This window comes from Amycolatopsis sp. NPDC049253, assembly GCF_040678995.1.
Classification (GTDB): domain Bacteria; phylum Actinomycetota; class Actinomycetes; order Mycobacteriales; family Pseudonocardiaceae; genus Amycolatopsis.
In genome coordinates this window covers 42,244-63,441 of record NZ_JBFAQX010000023.1, presented here as the reverse complement: position 1 = coordinate 63,441, position 21,198 = coordinate 42,244, and the positions used below count along the sequence as shown (strand labels likewise).

The window sequence follows — 21,198 nt, the reverse complement described above, 5'->3', positions numbered from 1 at the left end:
CCTTTTCTGGAGTGGATTTCCATGCGAGTACTCCTGGCCGCGCCGTCGTCGCCCACCCGCGTGCGCACGCTCGTCCCGCTCGCGTGGGCGCTGCGGACCGCCGGCCACGACGTGAAGATCGCCGGACGGCCCTCGTTCGTCGAGGAGATCCTCAGCACCGGCTGCGTCGCCGTGGACCTCGAAGAAGGAGACGGGGCACCGCTCGCCGAATCGGCCGCGCTGGTCGAGTTCGCGAAGCTCTGGCAGCCCGAGGTCGTGGTCTCCGACGCGCTGGCGCCCGCCGGCACGGCCGCCGCCCGTGCGGTCGAGGCCGTGGCGGTGCGGCTGCTGGGCGCCGGTGACGAACCGTCTGCTTCCGACGCTGACGCCACGTTCGACGTCGTCCCGCCGTCGTTGCGGGACAAGGGTTCGGCCGTGCGGGCGGTTCGGCATGTGCCCCACTTCGGCCCCGTGGTGGTGCCGAACTGGTTGCGCCGCAGGGCGCGGCGGACCCGGATCCTGCTTGCCCTCGCCGACACTTCGCTGTTCGGTCCCGTCTTCGACGCCGTGGCCGGCGTGGACGCCGAGCTGCTGTGCGCGGCCGGCGCCGACGCGTTCCCGCCCGGGACCACGGTGCCCGCCAACGTGAAGCTCGTCGACGCGGCCCCGCCCGCGGCCGTGCTGCCCACGTGCGCCGCGGTCGTCCACGACGGCGATCCGGCACTCGCGCTCGCCGCGGTGGCCCACGGCCTGCCGCAGCTTTCCCTGACCGGCACGGCTTTCGCGGCTCGCGTGGCCGAGGCGGGCGCGGGGTTCGTCGGGGCCGTCGACCAGCTCGCCGACGTGGTGGCCGACGACGCTGTGCGGGCCCAAGCCGTGGCACTGCGCGAAGAAATCGCCGCATTGCCGGCTGCGCACACTGCGCTGGCCGAGCTGACGCGGTGATTGTGGGGCCGCCCCGGCCCCGTTAGGGGTGGGGCGGCCACCAGGGCCTCGGTAGCGTTTTCGACGTGGCACCTTCCACCCCTTTCCGCGGTTAGGTGGGTCGAATCCGTGAGCACCGAAAGCCCGTCCGGTGAGAACGAGCGAAAACTGCTCGGTTATCTCAAACGCGCGACGACGGAACTGCGCGAGACCAAACGCGCCCTGCAGGAATCGCGCGACCGCGACAGCGAACCCCTGGCGATCGTCGGCACGGCCTGCCGCTACCCGGGCGGGGTCCGCACGCCCGAAGACCTGTGGCAGCTGGTCGCCACCGGCACCGACGCGATCGGCGAGTTCCCGGCGGACCGCGGCTGGCCGCTCGGCACACTGCACGACCCGGCCGGCGAACGTCCCGGCACCACGAATACGCGCGAAGCCGGTTTTCTCTACGACGCGGCCGAATTCGACCCGGAATTCTTCGGCATTTCCCCGCGTGAGGCGCTTTCCATGGACGCGCAGCAGCGGCTCATGCTCGAAACGGCGTGGGAAGCGCTGGAACGCGCCGGAATCGTGCCGGAAACCCTGCGGGGCAGCAGCACCGGCGTGTTCGCCGGGGTGATGTACCACGACTACGCGGGCCACGCGGCCGCCGGCAGCGTGGTGTCCGGCCGCGTCGCCTACGCGCTCGGGCTGGAAGGTCCCGCGCTCAGCGTGGACACCGCGTGTTCCTCCTCGCTCGTCGCCCTGCACTGGGCCGGCCAGGCGCTGCGCCGCGGTGACTGCTCGCTCGCGCTCGTCGGCGGCGTCACGGTGATGGCCACGCCCGAGACGTTCGTGTACTTCACCGAACAGCGCGGGCTGTCCGACGACGGGCGCTGCAAGGCGTTCGCCGCCGCGGCCGACGGCACGGGCTGGGGCGAGGGTGCGGGCATGCTCGTGCTGGAACGCCTTTCCGACGCTCGGCGGCTGGGCCACCCCGTGCTCGCCGTCGTGCGTGGCAGCGCCGTGAACTCCGATGGCGCGTCGAGTGGCTTGACTGTCCCCAATGGACCCGCGCAGCAACGGGTGATCCGGAGCGCGCTCGCGTCGGCCGGCCTCACTCCCGCCGACATCGACCTCGTCGAGGGACACGGCACCGGCACGAAGCTCGGCGACCCGATCGAGGCGCAGGCCCTGCTGGCCACCTACGGTCAGGACCGCACGGAACCGCTGTGGCTGGGTTCGCTCAAGTCCAACATCGGCCACACCCAGGCCGCGGCGGGCGTCGGCGGCATTATCAAGGTCGTCGAGGCGATCCGCCACGGCATCCTGCCGAAGACGCTGCACGTGGACGCTCCTTCGCCCCACGTCGACTGGGCGTCGGGCGCGGTCGGGCTGCTCACCGAAGCGCGCGAGTGGCCCGAGGTCGGGCGGCCGCGGCGGGCGGCGGTGTCGTCGTTCGGGATCAGCGGCACCAACGCACACGTGATCATCGAGCAGGCGGAAGAGCCTTCCCCGGAGCCGGAAGCGACGGTGCCGGTGGTGGCGTGGCCGCTGTCGGCGGACTCGGCGGATGCGCTGGACGCCCAGGTGCGGAACCTCGCCCAGCGCCTCGATCCCGCGTTGCCGATCACGGACGTCGGGTTTTCGCTGGCCACGACTCGGTCGTCCCTCGACCACCGCGCGGTGGTCGTCGGCACGAACCGCGAAGAGCTGCTGGCGGGGCTGGCCGAGGGTGGTCTCCGCGGCGTCCGCGGCTCGGGCGGCACGGCGTTCGTCTTCATCGGCCAGGGCGCGCAGCACGCGGGCATGGGCCGGGCCCTCGCGGCCGCGTACCCGGTGTTCGCCGAGGTCTTCGACCAGGTGTGCGCGCTGCTCGACCCCGGTTTGAAGGCGGCGCTGGACGACGCCGAACTGCTGGAGCGGACCGGGTACACGCAGCCGGCGCTGTTCGCGTTCGAGGTGGCGTTGTGCCGGCTGGTCGAGTCGTGGGGCGTGACGCCGGACCACGTGCTCGGGCACTCGATCGGCGAGCTGGCCGCGGCCCACGTCGCCGGGATCCTGTCGCTGGAGGACGCCGCCACGCTGGTCTCGGCGCGCGCGAAGCTGATGCAGGCGCTGCCGGCCGGCGGTGCGATGGTGGCAGTTCAGGCGACCGAGGAAGAGGTGACGCCGCACCTCACCGCGTCGGTGAGCGTCGCCGCCGTCAACGGCCCGGACTCGGTGGTGCTCTCCGGCGCCGAGGACGCCGTCGCCGCGGTGGTCGAGCGGTTCGAGGGGCGCAAGTCCACGAGGCTGAAGGTGTCGCACGCGTTCCACTCGCCGCTGATGGAGCCGATGCTCGCCGAGTTCGCCGCCGTGGCCGAGAAGCTGACCTACGCGCAGCCGAAGATTCCTTTCGTCTCGACGGCCGGCGGCGATCCGTCCACTCCGGGCTACTGGGTGCACCAGGTCCGTGCGGCCGTGCGGTTCCACGCCGGCGTGCAGACGCTGATCGGCCACGGCGTCACCACGTTCCTCGAGGTCGGACCGGCCGCGGTCCTCAGCGCCACGGCGGCCGAGACCGGCGCTTTCGTCCCCGCGCAGCGCAAGGGCCGGCCCGAGGCACACGCGCTGGTGACCGCCCTGGCGACCCTTCACACCCGCGGTGTCGAGGTGGACTGGCGCGCGTTCTACGCCGGCGCCCGGCGCGTGGACCTGCCGACCTACGCCTTCCGCCGCACCCGCTACTGGCTGCCCGCCACCACGGCGTCGGGCGACCCGGCCGAGCACGGCCAGGAACCCGCCGCGCACCCGATGCTCAGCTCGGTCGTCCGCCTCGCCGGCAGCGGCACGGTCGTGCTCACCGGCCGGCTGTCGGCCACCGGCTGGATCGCCGACCACGTCGTGCTCGGCACGGTCCTGCTGCCCGGCACCGCGTTCGTCGAGCTGGTGCAGCGCGCCGCCGACGAGGTCGGCTGCGCGCACCTCGAAGAACTCACGCTCGAAGCCCCGCTCACCCTGTCCGAGGGGGCCGCGATCCAGGTGCGGGTGGAGGCGGCCGACGCCGAGGGCCGCCGGGCCGTGACCGTCCACTCGCGCCGCGACGAGGCCGACGGGTGGGTGCGCCACGCGAGTGGTTTCGTGACACCCGAGGCCGAAGCGCCGTCGTGGCAGCTCGCCGAATGGCCGCCCGCCGGCGCCACCGAGGTCGCGCCGGCCGACCCCTACGAGACGCTCGCCGCCCTCGGCTACGACTACGGCCCCGCGTTCCGGGGCCTGCGGGCGATGTGGCGGGCCGGCGACGACGTCTACGCCGAGGTCGCGCTGCCCGCCGGCGCGCAGGCCCGCGACTACGGCCTCCACCCCGCTCTGCTCGACGCCGCCCTGCACGCCCAGCTGCTCGGCCCGGCGCCCGCGGACGGAGCGGCACCGATGCTCCCGTTCTCCTTCTCCGGCACGACGTTGCACTCCGCCGGCGCTTCGGCACTCCGGGTGCGAGTGACGCCGGCCGGGCCGGACACCATCACGGTGCGGATCGCCGATGCGACCGGCAGCCCCGTGCTGACGGTCGCCGCCCTCGCCGCCCGCGCCGTCTCGCTCGACAAGCTCGGCGGTGCCACGGACTCGCTGTTCCGGACGTCATGGGAGCCGGTGAACGAAACCGTTCCCGTGGAGGACGCGCGCGTTCTCGAACTGTCCACTCCGGACGGACCGGAACCCGCCGCGGCCCGCGCGGTCACCCGCGAGGTGCTGGCCGCCATCCGCGAGACGCTCGACGGGACCGGCCGCTTGGCCGTCGTCACCCGCGGCGCCGTGTCGGTGGCGGGGGAAGACGTCCACCCCGCGTTGGCGACGGCCTGGGGCCTGGTCCGCGCGGCCGAGGCCGAGCACCCGGGCCGGTTCTTCCTTGTCGACGGCGATCCCGCGCCGGCGTTGGCCACGGGCGAGCCCGAAGTCGCCGTCCGCGACGGACAGGCCTTCGTGCCCCGCTTCACCACCGCCGCACCCGACGCGAAAGACCTGGGCTGGGATCCCGAGGGCACCGTCCTCGTCACCGGCGGCACGGGGGGCCTCGGCGCCGTCGTGGCCCGCCACCTCGTGACCACCCACCGCGTGCGCAACCTGCTCCTCACCAGCCGCCGCGGCGCGGACACACCCGGCGCCGCCGAGCTGCGCGACGAACTCACCACCCTCGGCGCGCACATCACCATCGAGAGCTGCGACGTCACCGACCCGGACTCCGTGCGGTCCCTCCTGGAGAGCACGCGGGTGACCGCCGTCGTGCACGCCGCCGGTGTCCCGTCGGCCGGCCGTGTCGAAACCCTCACCGCGGAAGAAGCCGACCGCGTCTTCGCCCCCAAGGTCGACGGCGCCTGGAATCTCCACGAGCTGACCGGAGACCTCGACGCCTTCGTCCTGTTCTCCTCCGCGGCGAGCTCCGTCCTCGCCGCCGGCCAGGCCGGGTATGCGGCCGCCAACGCCTTCCTCGACCAGCTCGCCGAACACCGCCGTGCGCAAGGCAAACCCGCGACCTCCCTCGCGTGGGGCGCGTGGGCCGAGGACGGTGGCATGGCCGGCGAGCTCGACGCCGCGGACCTGCGCCGCCTCCGTCGCCTGGGCACCCCGCCGATGGCGACCGGTGAAGCGCTGGCCCTGCTCGACGCCGGCCTCACCGCCGGCGACGCCGTGCTCGCGCCCGTGCGCCTCGATCGCGCGGCGCTGAGGGCTCGCCGAGACGCGCTCCCGCCCGTGTTGCGAAGCCTGGTCCGCCCGGCCGCACCCCAGCGAGCCACCCGTTCCGACGGCGCCGTCGCCGCCCGCCTGGCCACGGTGCCGGAAGGCGAACGCGAGGTGTACTTGCTGGAGGTCGTGTCGGAGCAGGTCGCCGCGGTTCTCGGCTTCACGAGCGCGGCCGCGGTCGAGCCGCAGCGCGCGTTCCAGGAGATGGGGTTCGACTCCCTCACCTCTGTCGAGCTGCGCAACCAGCTCGGCGCGCTGACCGGTCTCAAGCTCACGGCCACGGTCGTGTTCGACCACCCGACGCCGGCGGCGCTCGCGCGCCGGCTGCACGACCTGCTGGGCGAGGGCCGGGGCCCGGCCGACCCGGTGCTGGCCGAGATCGACCGGCTCGAGGCTCTGCTCTCGGGCGCCGCCGGCTCGCTCAACGGCTCGACCGGCAAGGTCACCGCCCGCCTCGACGCGCTCGTGCGCAAGTGGGCCGACGCGCACATGGACCGCGAAACGGCCGCCGACCTCGGCGAAGCCACCGACGACGAGCTCTTTGCCGTGCTGGACGACGAATTGGGCATCGGATGAACAGGCAGACCATGAGCAACGAGGACAAGCTCCGCGACTACCTGAAGCGCGCCACCGCGGACCTGCAGCAGGCCCGCCGGCGGGTGCACGAGCTGGAGGCCCGGGACACCGAGCCCATCGCGATCATCGGCATGAGCTGCCGCTACCCCGGCGGCGTGCGGACGCCGGACGACCTGTGGGCCGTCGTCGACGAAGGCCGCGACGTGATCGGCGAGTTCCCCGCCGACCGCGGCTGGGACATCGAGGGTGTGTACGACCCGACGCCGGAGCGGCCGGGCAAGACGTACACGCGCCACGGTGGTTTCCTCTACGACGCCCCGGATTTCGACGCCGACTTCTTCGGCATCAGCCCGCGCGACGCCCGCCGCGCCGACCCGCAGCAGCGCATCCTGCTGGAAGCGTCGTGGGAGGCGTTCGAGCGCGCCGGGCTCGACCCGCATTCGCTCAAGGGCAGCCCCACCGGCGTCTACGCGGGCGTGATGTACCACGACTACAGCGGTGGCAGCCCCGACGGCAGCCTCGTGTCCGGTCAGGTGTCGTACACGCTCGGGCTCGAAGGCCCGTCGGTGTCGGTGGACACGGCGTGCTCGTCTTCGCTCGTCGCGCTGCACCTGGCGGCGCAGGGGCTGCGGCGCGGCGACTGCACGCTGGCGCTGGCCGGCGGTGTCGCCGTGATGGGCACGCCGGAGATGTTCGTGGACTTCTGCAGCCGCCGCGGCCTGGCCGCCGACGGGCGCAGCAAGTCGTTCTCCGACGACGCCGACGGCACGTCGTGGGCCGAGGGCGTGGGGGTCCTCGTGCTGGAGCGGCTGTCGGACGCGCAGCGCAACGGCCACCGCGTGCTCGCCCTCGTGCGCGGCTCGGCGGTGAACCAGGACGGGGCCAGCAACGGTTTCTCCGCACCCAACGGCCCTTCGCAGGTCCGCGTGATCGAGGCGGCACTGGCCGACGCCGGGCTGTCGGTGTCCGATGTGGACGCCGTCGAGGCGCACGGCACGGGCACCGCGCTCGGCGACCCGATCGAGGCGCAGTCGCTGCTGGAGACCTACGGGCGGCGCACGTCGGGTGAGCCACTGCAGCTCGGGTCGATCAAGTCGAACATGGGGCACCCGCAGGCCGCGGCCGGTGTCGCCGGGGTGATCAAGATGGTGCAGGCGCTGCGGCGCGGCAAGCTGCCGCGCACGATCCACCTGGGCACGCCGTCGAAGCACGTCGACTGGACGTCCGGCGCCGTGGAGCTGCTCGCCGAGCCACGCGACTGGCCCGAAGTGGCGCGGGCGCGCCGCGGAGCGGTGTCGTCGTTCGGGGTCAGCGGCACCAACGCGCACGTGATCCTGGAGCAGGCCCCGGAGACCGAAGCCGCCGAGCCGGCCGAGGCGCGGGTGTACCCGCTCGTGCTGTCGGCGAAGAACCCGGCCGCGCTGGCCGACGCGGCCGGCCGTCTGGCGTCCCATGTGGACGCCGGACTCGCCGGGGTGGCGCACACGCTGGCGACCGGCCGGGCCCGGCTGGACCAGCGGGCCGTGGTCCTGGCACACGATCCGGAGCAGGCCGCGGAAGCGCTGCGGGAGTTCACCTCCAGGCCCGACGTCGTCACCGGCACCGCCGACGTCCGCGGCAAGACGGTGTTCGTCTTCCCCGGCCAGGGTTCGCAGTGGACCGGGATGGCGACGCGGCTGCTGGAGCAGTCGCCGGTGTTCGCCGAGCGCATGGCCGAGTGCGACGCCGAGCTGGGCAAACTCACCGGCTGGTCGATGCTCGCCGTCCTCCACGGCGAGCCGGGCACGCCGCCCGCGGACCGCGTGGACGTGGTGCAGCCGATGCTGTGGGCCGTGATGGTGTCGCTGGCCGCGGTGTGGCGCGCGCACGGCGTGGAGCCGGACATGGTCATCGGCCACTCGCAGGGCGAGATCGCCGCCGCGAGCGTCGCGGGTGCACTGTCGCTTGAAGACGGTGCTCGGGTGGTCGCGCTGCGCAGCAAGGCCATCGGCGAGATCCTCGGTGGCCGCGGCGGCGGGATGCTCGCCGCCGGCCTGGCCGCGACCGACCTCGAAGCCCGCCTCGGCGCGTGGGACGGCCGCATCTCCGTGGCCGCCGACAACGGCGCCACCTCCGCCGTGCTCTCCGGTGACGGCGACGCGCTCGACCAGCTGCGCGACCAGCTCGTCGCCGAGGGCCTGCGCGCCAAGCGCGTGCCGGTGGACTACGCGTCGCACTCCGCGCACGTCGAGCACCTGTCCGATCGGCTGCTGGCCGCCCTCGCCCCGATCAGCCCCCGCCGCGGCGAGGTCGCCATGACCTCCACGGTGACACTCGAAGCCGTCGGCGATTCCACGGTCGACGCCGCGTACTGGTTCGCCAACCTGCGCCGGACGGTCCGGTTCGCGCCGGTCGTCGCGCAGCTCGCCGCCGCCGGCTACACGCGGTTCGTCGAGATCAGCCCGCACCCGGTGCTGACCATGAGCATCCAGGAGACCCTCGACGAGGCCGGCCACGCCGGTGCCGTCACCGGGACCTTGCGTCGCGACGAAGGAGACCTGACGCGGTTCGCGACCTCGCTCGCCGAGTACTGGGTCCGCGGCGGTTCGGTCGGCTGGCCGTCGTTGCTCCCGGCTGCCGGGCTCGTCGACCTGCCGACCTACCCGTTCCAGCACAAGCGCTTCTGGCACGAGGAAGAGCCGGCAACTCAGCCGACGACGATGCCGGTCGCCGATCAGGAGTTCTGGCACGACGTCGCCGGGGGTGACGTCGACGCGCTCGCCGCTCGGCTGGGTCTCGAGGCGCAGCCCCTCGCCGAGGTCGTGCCGGCGCTGGCCGCGTGGCACGGCCGCCGCACCGAACTGTCCACCGTGGACTCCTGGCGCTACCGTGTGGCGTGGACGCCGCTCGGCGGCGTCACCGGCAGGCTGACCGGCACGTGGCTGGTCGTCGCCCCGGCGGGCACCACCGAGCTGGCCGACGCCCTGGCGGAGCAGGGTGACGTCGTCCGCCTGTTCGTCGAGAGCACCGACGACCTCGCGACCCTGATCACCGAGGCGACGGCGGTCCGGCCGTTCGACGGCGTGCTCTCGCTGCTCGCCGTCGGCGCGGACAACCCCGCGCTCACCACGATCGAGCTGCTGCAGGCCCTCGGCGACCTCGATGCGCCGATCTGGGTCGTCACGCAGGGCGCCGTTGCCGTGGACGCGTTCTCCGACGCCGACCCGGCCGCCGCCATGGTGTGGGGCCTCGGCACGGTCGCCGCGCTCGACCGCCCCGGCACCTGGGGTGGCCTGGTGGACCTCACCGGCCCCGGCGACGCGGCGAAGCTGGCGGCCGTCGTGTCCGGAGTGGACGATGAAGATCAGGTCGCGATCCGCCCGTCCGGCGTCTTCGCCAAGCGCATGGTCCACGCGCCGCTCACCGGCGACGCTCCCGAGCGGACCCCGCGCGGCACCGTGCTCATCACCGGCGGCACCGGCGCGGTCGGCGCGCACGTCGCGCGTTGGCTCGCCGCGCAGGGCGCCGAGCACCTCGTGCTCACCAGCCGCCGCGGCCTCGACGCCGACGGCGCGCGCGAGCTGGTCGAGGAGCTGTCCGGCACCCGCGTCACGGTCGCCGCGTGCGACGTCACGGACGCGCAAGCGCTTGCGGCCCTGCTCGAAGAACACCCGCCGACGGCCGTCGTCCACGCCGCCGGGGTGCTCACCCGCGAGCCTTCCCTCGACGACGTCACGCCCGAGCAGTTCACCGCCGCCCTCCACGCGAAGGTCTCCGGCGCCGCCCTGCTCGACGAGCTGCTCGGCGACACCGAGCTCGACGCCTTCGTGCTGATGTCCTCGGGCGCGGCCGTCTGGGGCACCTCAGGCCAGCCCGCCTACGCCGCCGGCAACGCCTACCTCGACGCCCTCGCCCGGCGCCGCCGCGCGAACGGCCGCACCGCCACCGCCGTCGCCTGGGGTTCCTGGGGCGGCGGGGGCATGGTCGACGCCGAGGCGAGTGACCTGCTGCGCCGCATGGGCCTGGCCGAGATGGCACCCAACCTCGCGGTCGAAGCACTGGGCCAGGCCCTCGCCCACGACGAGACGCACCTGGTCGTCGCGGACATCGACTGGGCCGCGTTCGCACCCGTCTACCAGCTCGCCCGGCCGCGGCCGCTGCTGCGCGCCCTGCCCGAGGTCACCGCCGACGAAGCTCCGGTCGAGTCCACCGGTGACCTCGCCGGGAAGCTCGCCGGCCTGACCGGCCCCGAACAGCGCCGCATGCTGCTGGAGCTGGTGCGCGGCGAGGTCTCGGCCGTCGCCGGCTACGACGGTGCCGGTTCGGTCGAGCCGGCCCGCGCGTTCAAGGAGCTCGGCTTCGACTCGGTGACGGCGGTCGACCTGCGCAACCGGCTCGGCGCCACCACGGGGCTGAAGCTGCCCGCGACCGTCGCGTTCGACCACGTGAACCCGCAGGCGCTCGCCGAGCACCTGTGGACGCAGCTGTGTGAAGGCGACGCCGAAGTGCCGCTCGAAGTGGAGCTCGACCGCCTGGAGGCCGTCGCCGCTTCGCTCGACGCCGCGGAGATCGACCGGTCGCGCATCGTCGCGCGGCTGCAGGCGATGGTCACCACCCTGCACAAGACGCTGGCCGGCACCGGCGGTGGCGCGGAAGCCGCGCTGGAGGCCGCGACCACCGACGAGCTGTTCGCCCTCATCGACAACGAGCTCGGCGCCTGACACCCGCCCACTGCAGCGACAAGAGGAATCTGGCGATGACTGACGAAAACAAGCTGGTCGACTACCTCAAGCGGGTGACCGCCAACCTCCAGGAGACGCGCGAGCGGCTGCGTGAGGTCGAGGCCGCGGGCGCCGAGCCGATCGCGATCGTCGCGATGGGCTGCCGCTACCCGGGCGACGTCCGGTCGCCCGAGGACCTGTGGCGCCTGGTGGCCGAGGGCCGCGACGCCATCGGCGGGTTCCCGGCCGACCGCGGCTGGAACCTGGACACGCTCTTCGACGCCGACCCCGACAGCCCCGGCACGAGCTACGTCAGCGAGGGCGGCTTCGTCACCGACGCGGGCGAGTTCGACGCGCCGTTCTTCGGCGTTTCCCCGCGCGAGGCCCTGGCGATGGACCCGCAGCAGCGGATCGTGCTGGAGTTGGCGTGGGAGACGTTCGAACGCGCCGGCATCGCGCCGCACTCGCTCGCGAAGCAGCAGGTCGGCGTGTTCGTCGGCAGCGGCGGGCAGGACTACTACGACGAGCTGCCGGCCGCGGTGCTCGCCGGTGAGGTCGAGGACTACCTGAGCACGGGCAACGCCGGCTCGGTCATCTCCGGCCGCATCGCCTACGCGCTGGGCCTGGAGGGCCCGGCCGTCACGATCGACTCGGCCTGTTCGTCTTCGCTCGTCGCGCTGCACCTCGCGGTGCAGTCGCTGCGGCAGCGCGACTGCTCGCTGGCGCTGGCCGGGGGCGTGATGGTGATGTCGCGACCCGGTCCGTTCCTCGCGTTCAGCCGGCAGCGCGGCCTCGCCGCCGACGGCCGCTGCAAGGCCTTCTCCGACAGCGCCGACGGCACCGGCTGGGCCGAGGGCGCGGGAACCCTGTTGCTGGAACGGCTTTCCGACGCCCGCCGCAACGGCCACCCCGTGCTCGCCGTCGTGCGCGGCTCCGCCGTGAACTCCGATGGCGCGTCCAACGGCCTCACCGCACCCAACGGTCCCTCGCAGCAGCGCGTGATCCGGCAAGCGCTGGCCAACGCGCAGCTGTCGGCGTCCGACGTGGATGCGGTGGAGGGCCACGGCACCGGCACCACGCTGGGCGACCCGATCGAGGCGCAGGCCGTGCTGGCCACCTACGGGCAGGACCGCCCGGCGGGCAAGCCGCTGTGGCTGGGCTCGATCAAGTCGAACATCGGCCACGCGCAGGCCGCGGCCGGCGTCGGTGGCGTGATCAAGGTCGTGCAGGCGTTGCGGCACGGGCTGTTGCCGAAGACGCTGCACGTCACCGAGCCGTCGACCGAGGTCGACTGGTCTTCCGGCGATGTGGAGCTGCTGCGGGAGGCGCGTCCGTGGGCCGCGGGCGGACGCCCGCGCCGGGCCGGGATTTCGTCGTTCGGGGTGAGTGGCACCAACGCGCACGTGATCGTCGAGGAGGCGCCGGCTGCGGAAGCCGCCGAGGTCGTGGCGCCGAGCTGGCCCGAGGGTGTGGCCGTGCCGATGCCGCTGGCCGGGCACGGGTCGGCCGCGTTGTCGGCACAGGCGGCTCGGCTGTCCGGAGTGGACGGTGTGTCGGCGCTGGATCTCGGGTTCTCGCTGGCTACGTCTCGGTCGCCGTTGTCGCACCGGGCCGTGGTGCTGTCCGAAGACCCGGCGACGGCGATCGCCGCGCTGGCCGCGGGGGAGACCGCGCCGGGGCTGATCACCGGCTCGCAGGCGGAGGGGCAGACCGCGTTCCTGTTCTCGGGCCAGGGTGCGCAGCGCGCGGGGATGGGCTTCTCGCTGGCGGCCGCGTTCCCCGTGTTCGCGTCGGCCTTCGACGAGGTGTGCGCCGAGCTGGACCGGCACCTGGACCGTCCACTCAAGACGGTGGTCGCCGAGAAGCCGCGCCTGATCAACCAGACCGGGTACACGCAGCCGGCGTTGTTCGCCGTCGAGGTCGCGCTGTTCCGGCTGCTGCGGTCGTGGGGTATCAAGCCCGACTACCTGCTGGGCCACTCCATCGGTGAGCTGGCCGCCGCGCACGTCTCCGGCATCCTGTCGCTGGCAGACGCCGCCACGCTCGTGGCGGCTCGCGCGAAGCTGATGCAGGCGCTGCCGGGCGGTGGAGCGATGGTCGCGCTTCAGGCGGCCGAGGACGAGGTCACGCCACACCTGACCGATTCCGTGAGCATCGCGGCGATCAACGGCCCCGGCTCCGTGGTGCTGTCGGGCACCGAGGACGCCGTCGCCGCCGTGGTCGCGCGGTTCGACGGGTGCAAGTCCACGAAGCTCAAGGTCTCCCACGCGTTCCACTCGCCGCTGATGGAGCCGATGCTCGCCGAGTTCGCCGCGGTCGCCCGGCAGCTCACCTACGGCCCGCCGGCGATCCCGATCGTCTCCACCGTCGGCCCGGGTGTCGACATGTCCACTCCGGGCTACTGGGTCGGCCAGGTGCGTGCCGCTGTCCGCTTCCACGACGGCATCAGCACGCTCACCGGCCACGGCGTCGGCCGGTTCGTCGAGGTCGGACCCGACAGCGTGCTGTCCGCGCTCGTCCGGCAGACCACTCAGGCCGGTGCCGCGACCGTCGTGCCCGTACTGCGCAAGGACCGCGCCGAGCCGCAGGCCGCGCTCACGGCGCTGGCCGAGCTGTTCGTCAGCGGTCTGGAGCCCGACTGGGCCGAGGTCTTCGCCGGCCGGGGCGCGAAGCGGGTCGACCTGCCGCCGTACGCGTTCCAGCGCAAACGTTACTGGCTCGCCGCCCGCGCCAACCGTGACGAGCTCACCGGCGCCGGTCTCACCGCGGCCGGTCACCCGCTGCTCGGCGCGGCCGTCGCGCTCGCCGACAGCGATGGGGTCGTGCTCACCGGGCGGCTGTCGGTCGAGACGCACGCGTGGCTGGCCGAGCACCGGCTCGGCGACGTCGTGGCCGTGCCCGGCACCGCGTTCCTGGAGCTGGTCGTGCGCGCCGGCGACCAGGTCGGTACCGGCCGCATCGAAGAGCTGACGCTGGGCAGCCCGCTCGTGCTGCCCGCTCGCGGTGGCGTTCAGGTGCAGGTCACCGTCGGTCCCGCGGGGGAGCACGACGTCCGCACGGTCACCGTCCACTCGCGACCCGAGGAGGGCGACCAGTGGACGCTGCACGCGTCCGGCACCGTCGCCCCGCAGTCGCCGCGCGGCGGAACCGAGCTGACCGAGTGGCCGCCCGCCGGCGCCGAGCCCGTCGCGATCGACGGGATCTACGAGGACTTCACCGGCACCGGCCTCACCTACGGCCCGCTGTTCCGCTCGCTGCGCGCGGTGTGGCAGCGCGGCCGCGAGGTGTTCGCCGAGGTCACGCTGCCCGAGGACAGCGACGCCGAGCGCTTCGGCCTGCACCCGGCCGCGCTCGACGCCTGCACCCACGCCCTGCGCGTCGCCGGCGGCGGTGACGGCGGCGTCGGCCGCGTTCCGTTCTGCTGGACCGGCGTCGAGCTGCACGCCACCGGCGCGTCCGCGCTGCGCGTCCGCTTCACCCCGACCACGGACGACGGCTTCGAGGTCGTCCTGGCCGACCCCACCGGTGCGCCCGTGGCGACGGTCGCCGAGACCGTGTTCCGCGCGTTCACCACTCCCGTCGCGGCGGAGCAGGCCGCGCCGTTGTACCGCGTGGAATGGCAGCGGGCGGCGGTTCCCGAGTCCGCCATGGACACAGTGGACACCTCGGGCCTCGAGGTGTTCGACTGCACCGCCACCACCGGTGATCTGCACGAACCGACCCACCGCGTGCTCGCCGCGCTGCAGAGCTGGCTTGCCGAAGCTCATCAGGAGCACGAACGCCTGGTCATCGTGACCCGCGGCGCCGTCACGGCCGGTGGCGATGTCACCGACCTCGCCGCGTCCGCCGTGTGGGGGCTCGTGCGCTCGGCGCAGGAGGAGAACCCCGAGTCGTTCCTGCTGCTCGACCTCGACCCCGAAACCCAGGCCGAAGACGTCGTGGCGCAGGTCCTGGCCTCGGGTGAGACCCAGGCCGCCGTCCGCCTCGGGGTGGTCCTCGCGCCGCGCCTCGTGCGCACGGCACCCGAGCTGGAGCGCCCGTACTTCTGCCCCCACGGCACGGTGCTGGTCACCGGCGCGTCCGGCGCGCTCGGCGGCAAGCTCGCCCGGCACCTGGCCGCCGAGCACGGCGTGCGCCGGCTGCTGCTGGTCAGCCGCCGGACCACACCGGAGCTGGAGCAGCTGGCCGCCGACCTGCGTGAGCTCGACGTCGACGTGCGGCTCGCGCGCTGCGACGTCGCCGACCGCGCCGCGCTGGCCGAGGTCCTCGCGGACATCCCGGCCGAGAACCCGCTGACCGCCGTGGTCCACGCGGCCGGCGTGCTCGACGACGGTGTCGTCACCGCGCTGACCCCCGGCCGCGTCGACACGGTGCTCGCGCCCAAGGTCGACGGCGCCGTGAACCTGCACGAGCTGACCCGCGACACCGCGCTCTCGGCGTTCGTCCTGTTCTCCTCGGTCTCCGGCGTGCTCGGCGCGCCCGGCCAGGGCAGCTACGCCGCCGCCAACGCGTTCCTCGACGCCTTGGCCGCCCACCGCGTCGCCCACGGCTTGCCGGGCCTCTCGCTCGGCTGGGGCCTGTGGGGCGAGGTCGGCGGCATGGGCGGCACGCTCACCGCGGAAGAGGTGACGCGGCTCGCGTCGAGCGGCATCGTGCCCCTGTCCACGGCGGACGGTCTCGCGCTGTTCGACCGCGCGCTCGCGGTCCGGCAGCCGACCGTGGTCCCGGCGAAGCTCGACCTGCCGGTGCTGCGCAAGCTCGACCGGATCCCGCGCACGCTGGAGCAGCTCGTCGGCCGCGCGGCCCGGCGCGTCGCGGCCCACGCCGAGGCGGCCGAGGACTCGTTCGCCGGACGCCTGCTGCGGCTGCCCGAGGAGGACCGGCGCGACGCCGTGCTGGAGCTGGTGCGCGGCCACGCCGCCACCGTGCTCGGGTACGGCGGCGCGCACGAGATCGAGCCGGTGGCCCAGTTCCAGTCGCTCGGCTTCGACTCCCTGACCGCGATCGAGCTGCGCAACGGCCTCACCTCCGCCACCGGCCGGCGCTTGCCGGCGACGCTCATCTTCGACCACCCGACCCCGTCCGCGCTGGCCACGCACCTGCTGGCCGAGCTGGCCGGCACCACCGAAGACATCGGCACGGTCGCGTCGGGGAGCTCCGACGAACCCATCGCCATCGTCGGCATGGCCTGCCGCCTGCCCGGCGGCGTGACCTCGCCCGAGCAGCTGTGGGAGCTCGTGGCCGAGGGCCGCGACGCCATCGGCGACTTCCCGGCCGACCGCGGCTGGGACGTCGCGGGCCTGCTCGACCCGACCGGCCGCCGCCCGGGCACGACGTATGTCGCGCGTGGCGGGTTCGTCTACGACGCGGGTGACTTCGACCCGGCGTTCTTCGGTATCTCACCCAAGGAAGCGCCGATGATCGACCCGCAGCAGCGGCTGCTGCTCGAAGCGTCGTGGGAGGCGCTGGAACGCGCGGGCATCGACCCGGTGTCCCTCAAGGGCAGTCCGACCGGCGTGTACGCGGGTGTGCAGTACCACGACTACGTGGGCGCGAACAGCGCCGGCTCGATCGTCACCGGGCGGGTGTCCTACACACTCGGGCTGGAAGGGCCGTCGGTCAGCATCGACACCGCGTGCTCGTCTTCGCTGGTCGCGATGCACATGGCGGCCCAGGCCCTGCGTGGCGGCGACTGCTCGCTGGCGCTGGCCGGCGGTGTGACGGTGATGGCGACGCCGGAGACGTTCGTCGAGTTCAGCCGTCAGCAGGGACTCGCCGCCGATGGCCGGTGCAAGGTCTTCTCCGACGACGCCGACGGCACGACCTGGTCCGAAGGCGTCGGCGTGCTCGTGCTGGAACGGCTCGCCGACGCGCGGGCCAACGGGCACCCGGTGCTCGCGGTCCTCAAGGGCAGCGCGGTCAACCAGGACGGTACTTCCAACGGCCTCACCGCGCCCAACGGTCCCGCGCAGCAGCGCGTGATCCGCGCCGCGCTGGCCGATGCCGGCCTCGAACCGTCCGAAGTGGACGCGGTCGAGGCGCACGGGACGGGCACGAAGCTCGGCGACCCCATCGAGGTCCAGGCACTGCTCGCGACCTACGGCACGCAGACCTCCGCCGACCGTCCCTTGTGGATCGGCTCGGTGAAGTCGAACATCGGCCACACGCAGGCGGCGGCCGGTGCGGCGGGCGTCATCAAGATGGTCCTGGCGATGCAGCACGGAGAGCTGCCCGCGACGCTGCACGTCGGCCGTCCGTCGACCGAGATCGACTGGTCCACCGGCGCGGTCCGGGCGCTGGTCGAGCCGGTGAAGTGGCTGCCGAACGGGCACACGCGCCGGGCCGGCGTCTCGTCTTTCGGCGTCAGCGGCACCAACGCGCACGTGATCCTGGAGGAAGGGGACCGGCGCGAGGTGGTCTCCGGCGGCGGGGTGCCCGAGTACGACGGACCGGTCGCGTGGCCGGTGTCCGGTCGTGGTGCCGCGGCGCTGCGGGCGCAAGCCGAGCAGCTCATGTCCTACGTGGACGAAGAGCCCGAGGGCAGTCTCGCCGACATCGGCCTGTCGCTGGCCACTGCCCGCAGCGCGTTCGACCGCCGGGCGGTGCTGATCGGCAGCCGGTCGCCGCAGTTCGTGCGCGGCCTCGCGGCGCTGGTCGACGAAGAGGAGGCTCGCGGCGTCGTCAGCGGTGTCACCACCTCGGGCCGGACGGCATTCCTCTTCGCCGGCCAGGGTTCGCAGCGCGTCGGCATGGGAAAGCGGCTCGCCGAGCAGCAGCCCGCGTTCGCCGCCGCGTACGACGAGGTCTGCGCGGAGCTGGACAAGCACCTGGACCGCCCGATCCGCGAGGTCATCGACAGCGGCGAAGGCCTCGACGAGACGCGTTACACGCAGCCCGCGCTGTTCGCGCTGGAGGTCGCGCTGTTCCGCCTGGCCCGGTCGTGGGGCGTGAAGCCCGACGTGCTGGCCGGGCACTCGATCGGCGAGCTCGCGGCGGCACAGTGCGCCGGTGTGCTCTCGTTGGCCGACGCGGCGAAACTCGTCGTCGCTCGTGGCGCGCTGATGCAGGCGCTGCCCGACGGAGGCGCGATGGTCGCGATCGATGCCACCCCGGACGCGGTGCGCGAAGCCGCGGACGGCACGGTGGACCTCGCCGCGGTCAACGGCCCGAGTTCGGTGGTCATCTCGGGTGCGGCCGACGCCGTGGCCGCGGTCGCGGCGAAGTTCGAGCGCACCAAGCAGCTGCGCGTGTCGCACGCGTTCCACTCGCGGCTCATGGAGCCGATGCTCGCCGAGTTCCGTGCGGTCGCCGAGAACTTGACCTACGCCGAGCCGCGGATCCCGGTGATCTCGACCGTGACCGGCGGGCCGGCGGACCTCACGTCGCCGGACTACTGGGTGCGCCAGGTCCGTGAGGGCGTCCGGTTCCGCGACGCCGTCACCCGCGCCGCGGCCGATGGGGCCACGCGGTTCCTGGAGCTCGGCCCGGACACCACGCTCACGGCGATGGCCACCGCGTGCCTCGACGACCGGCCGGAAGGGCTGGTGCAGGCCGCCTTGCTGCACCGGGACCAGGACGAGGCGGTCACCGCGCTGACCGGGCTCGCCCGGCTGCACGTCAGCGGCCTTGACGTCGACTGGACCGCGGTGTACGAACCGACCGGCGCGCGCAAGGTCGCGCTGCCGACCTACCCGTTCCAGCGGCAGCGTTACTGGCTGGAGAGCACCGCGTCGGCACCCGGTCAGGAGGACCACCCGCTGCTCGGCTCGGCGCTCGAACTGGCCGACGCCGGCGGGCTCCTGTTCTCGGGCCGCGTCTCGGTCGGCACGCACCCGTGGCTGGCCGACCACGTCGTCGGCGGCTCGATCCTCTTCCCCGGCACCGGGTTCGTCGAGATGGCGATTCGCGCGGGAGACGAGGCCGGCTGCCCGCGGCTGGACGAGCTGACGCTGGAGTACCCGCTCGTGGTACCCGAGCGCACCGGCGTGCGGGTGCAGTTCGCGCTCACCGCGCCCGACGGCAGTGGCACGCGGACGTTCGCCGTCCACTCGCGACCGGACGGCGACGGGACCGCCTGGACCCGCCACGCCACCGGCCGGCTCGCCAAGGCGGACAGGGCCGGCGGGTTCGAGCCCGGCCCGTGGCCGCCGGCCGAAGCCGAGCAGGTGCGGCTCGAGGGCACGTACGAGGAGCTGGCGGAAGACGGCCTGGCGTACGGTCCGGCGTTCCGCGGGCTTGTCGCCGCCTGGAAGCACGACGGCGAGGCGTACGCCGAGATCCGGCTGCCCGCGTCCGTGTCCGAAGTGGACCGCTATGGCATCCACCCCGCGGTGCTGGACGCGGCCCTGCACACCATCGGCGTCTCCGGTGCGCTCGGCAAGGAGCCGGTGCTGCCGTTCGCCTGGGAGGGTGTCCGGTTGCACGCGGTCGGCGCGACGACGCTGCGGGTGCACGTGAAGCCGGTCGGCACCGGGGCCGTCGCCCTGAACATCGCCGACGGCACGGGTGCGCCGGTCGTCTCGGTCGAGTCGCTGCTGCTGCGCCCGATGTCGGCGGTGCCGCAGGCGGCCGAGCCGAGCGGCGGGGACGCGCTGTTCCGCGTGGCGTGGGAGCCGGCGGAGCTCGACGCCGTCGCCGAGGTCACCGACTGGACGGTGGTGGGTGCCGACCCGTTCGGCCTCGCCGGTGAGCTCGGCGCGGAGACCACCGCGGACTTCGCCGACGCGTCGGGCCTGCGCGTGGTGTCGGCCGGCGGGGACGACGTCCACGCCGAGCTGCACCGCGTCCTCGGGCTCCTGCAGGAGTTCCTGGCCCGTCCGGACGGTTCGCTGCTCGTGGTGACCCGTGGCGCGGTCGCCACGGAGTCCGGGGAGAACCCGGATCCCGTCGGGGCGGCCGTGGCCGGGCTGGTGCGGTCGGCACAGGCCGAGCACCCGGACCGCGTCACGCTCGTCGACCTCGGCACCGGCACGCCGACCGGCCGCACGCTGGCCGCGGTGTCCGCTTCGGCCGAGCCACAGGTCGCATTGCGTACCGGTGCCGTGCTCGTGCCGCGGCTGCGACGGGCGACCGACGCGGCGGCACCACCGGTCTGGAAGACCGACGGCACCGTGCTCATCACCGGCGCGACCGGCGCGCTGGGCAGTGCGGTGGCTCGGCACCTGGTCGCCGAACACGGAGTGCGGAGCCTGCTGCTCGTCAGCCGCCGGGGTGCGGAGGCACCGGGCGCGGCTGACCTGCGCGACGAACTGGGCGGCCTCGGCGCCGAAGTCACGCTCGCCGCGTGCGACGTCGCCGACCGCGCCGCGGTTTCCGCGCTGCTGGAGGGAGTCCGGCTGCAGGCCGTGGTCCACGCGGCGGGTGTGCTCGACGACGGTGTGCTCACCTCGCTCACCCCCGAGCGGCTCGACTCGGTGCTGCGGCCCAAGGTCGACGCCGCCGTGACGCTGCACGAGCTGACCCGCGACGCGGACCTCTCGGCGTTCGTCCTGTTCTCCTCGGCCGCCGGCGTGCTCGGCGCACCGGGCCAGGGCAGCTACGCCGCGGCGAACGCCTACCTCGACGCGCTGGCGGCCCGCCGCCGCGCCGAAGGGCTCGTCGGCACCTCGCTCGCGTGGGGCCTGTGGGAAGGCGGCATGGGCGACGCCGTCCAGGACGCCGACGCGCACCGAATCGGGGAGACGGGCATCACCGCGTTGTCCACTGAGGACGGCCTGCGGCTGCTCGACTCGGCGGCGGGTTCCGCGGAACCGCTGCTGGTGCCGATCGCACTCGACCCGCGCGTGCTGGCGGCATCGAGCGTCGAGGACCTCCCGGCCGTGCTGCGCGAGTTCGCCGACGCACCGGGCCGGCGGGCGGCGCAGGACGCGGCCGACGACACGGAGTCATTGGCGCAGAAGCTCTCGGCGCTGCCGGTGGCCAAGCGCGTGCCGACGATGCTGACGCTGGTGCGCACCCACGCGGCCGCCCTGCTCGGCCACGCGGGGCCGGAGGCGGTGGAGGCGGACCGCTCGTTCAACGAAGTCGGCTTCGACTCGTTGTCCGCCACCGGGTTCCGCAACAAGCTGAGCCTCGTCACGGGGCTGAAGCTGCCCGTGAGCCTCATCTTCGACTACCCGACGCCGCGGATCCTGGCGGAGCACCTCGTCGGCGAGCTGGCGCCGCAAGCGGCCGAAACTCCGGTGCCCGAGGACGAGCAGCCGGCGCTGGACGCCTCGGCGATCGACGAGCTCGACGCCGACGCGCTCATCAGCATGGCGATCGGGGGAGGCGACGACGACTGACCGGCAGTCGACCCCTAACTCCGTTCCACCCGGCC

At 73.9% G+C, this 21,198-nt stretch carries 4 protein-coding genes; all 4 read left to right on the top strand.

Going from position 1 to position 21,198, the window contains the following annotated elements:
* Window positions 1-21: 21 nt before the first annotated feature.
* The 4 genes from AB0K15_RS35825 to AB0K15_RS35810 all read left to right on the top strand — a co-directional run bounded on the left by AB0K15_RS35825 (window position 22) and on the right by AB0K15_RS35810 (window position 21,163).
* The gene (locus AB0K15_RS35825; protein ID WP_364060896.1) at window positions 22-924 is read left to right on the top strand and encodes a nucleotide disphospho-sugar-binding domain-containing protein; all 903 of its coding nucleotides are present in this window, start codon (window positions 22-24) and stop codon (window positions 922-924) included.
* A 108-nt stretch (window positions 925-1,032) separates the two neighbouring features.
* Complete coding sequence (locus tag AB0K15_RS35820) at window positions 1,033-6,180, top strand: type I polyketide synthase (protein ID WP_364060893.1); 5,148 nt, start codon at window positions 1,033-1,035, stop codon at window positions 6,178-6,180.
* An 11-nt stretch (window positions 6,181-6,191) separates the two neighbouring features.
* Complete coding sequence (locus AB0K15_RS35815) at window positions 6,192-10,880, top strand: type I polyketide synthase (RefSeq protein ID WP_364060890.1); 4,689 nt, start codon at window positions 6,192-6,194, stop codon at window positions 10,878-10,880.
* Window positions 10,881-10,915: 35 nt separating this feature from the next.
* On the top strand, window positions 10,916-21,163 hold the full coding sequence (locus tag AB0K15_RS35810) for a type I polyketide synthase (RefSeq protein ID WP_364060887.1): 10,248 nt from the start codon (window positions 10,916-10,918) through the stop codon (window positions 21,161-21,163).
* The last annotated feature ends 35 nt before the right edge of the window (window positions 21,164-21,198 follow it).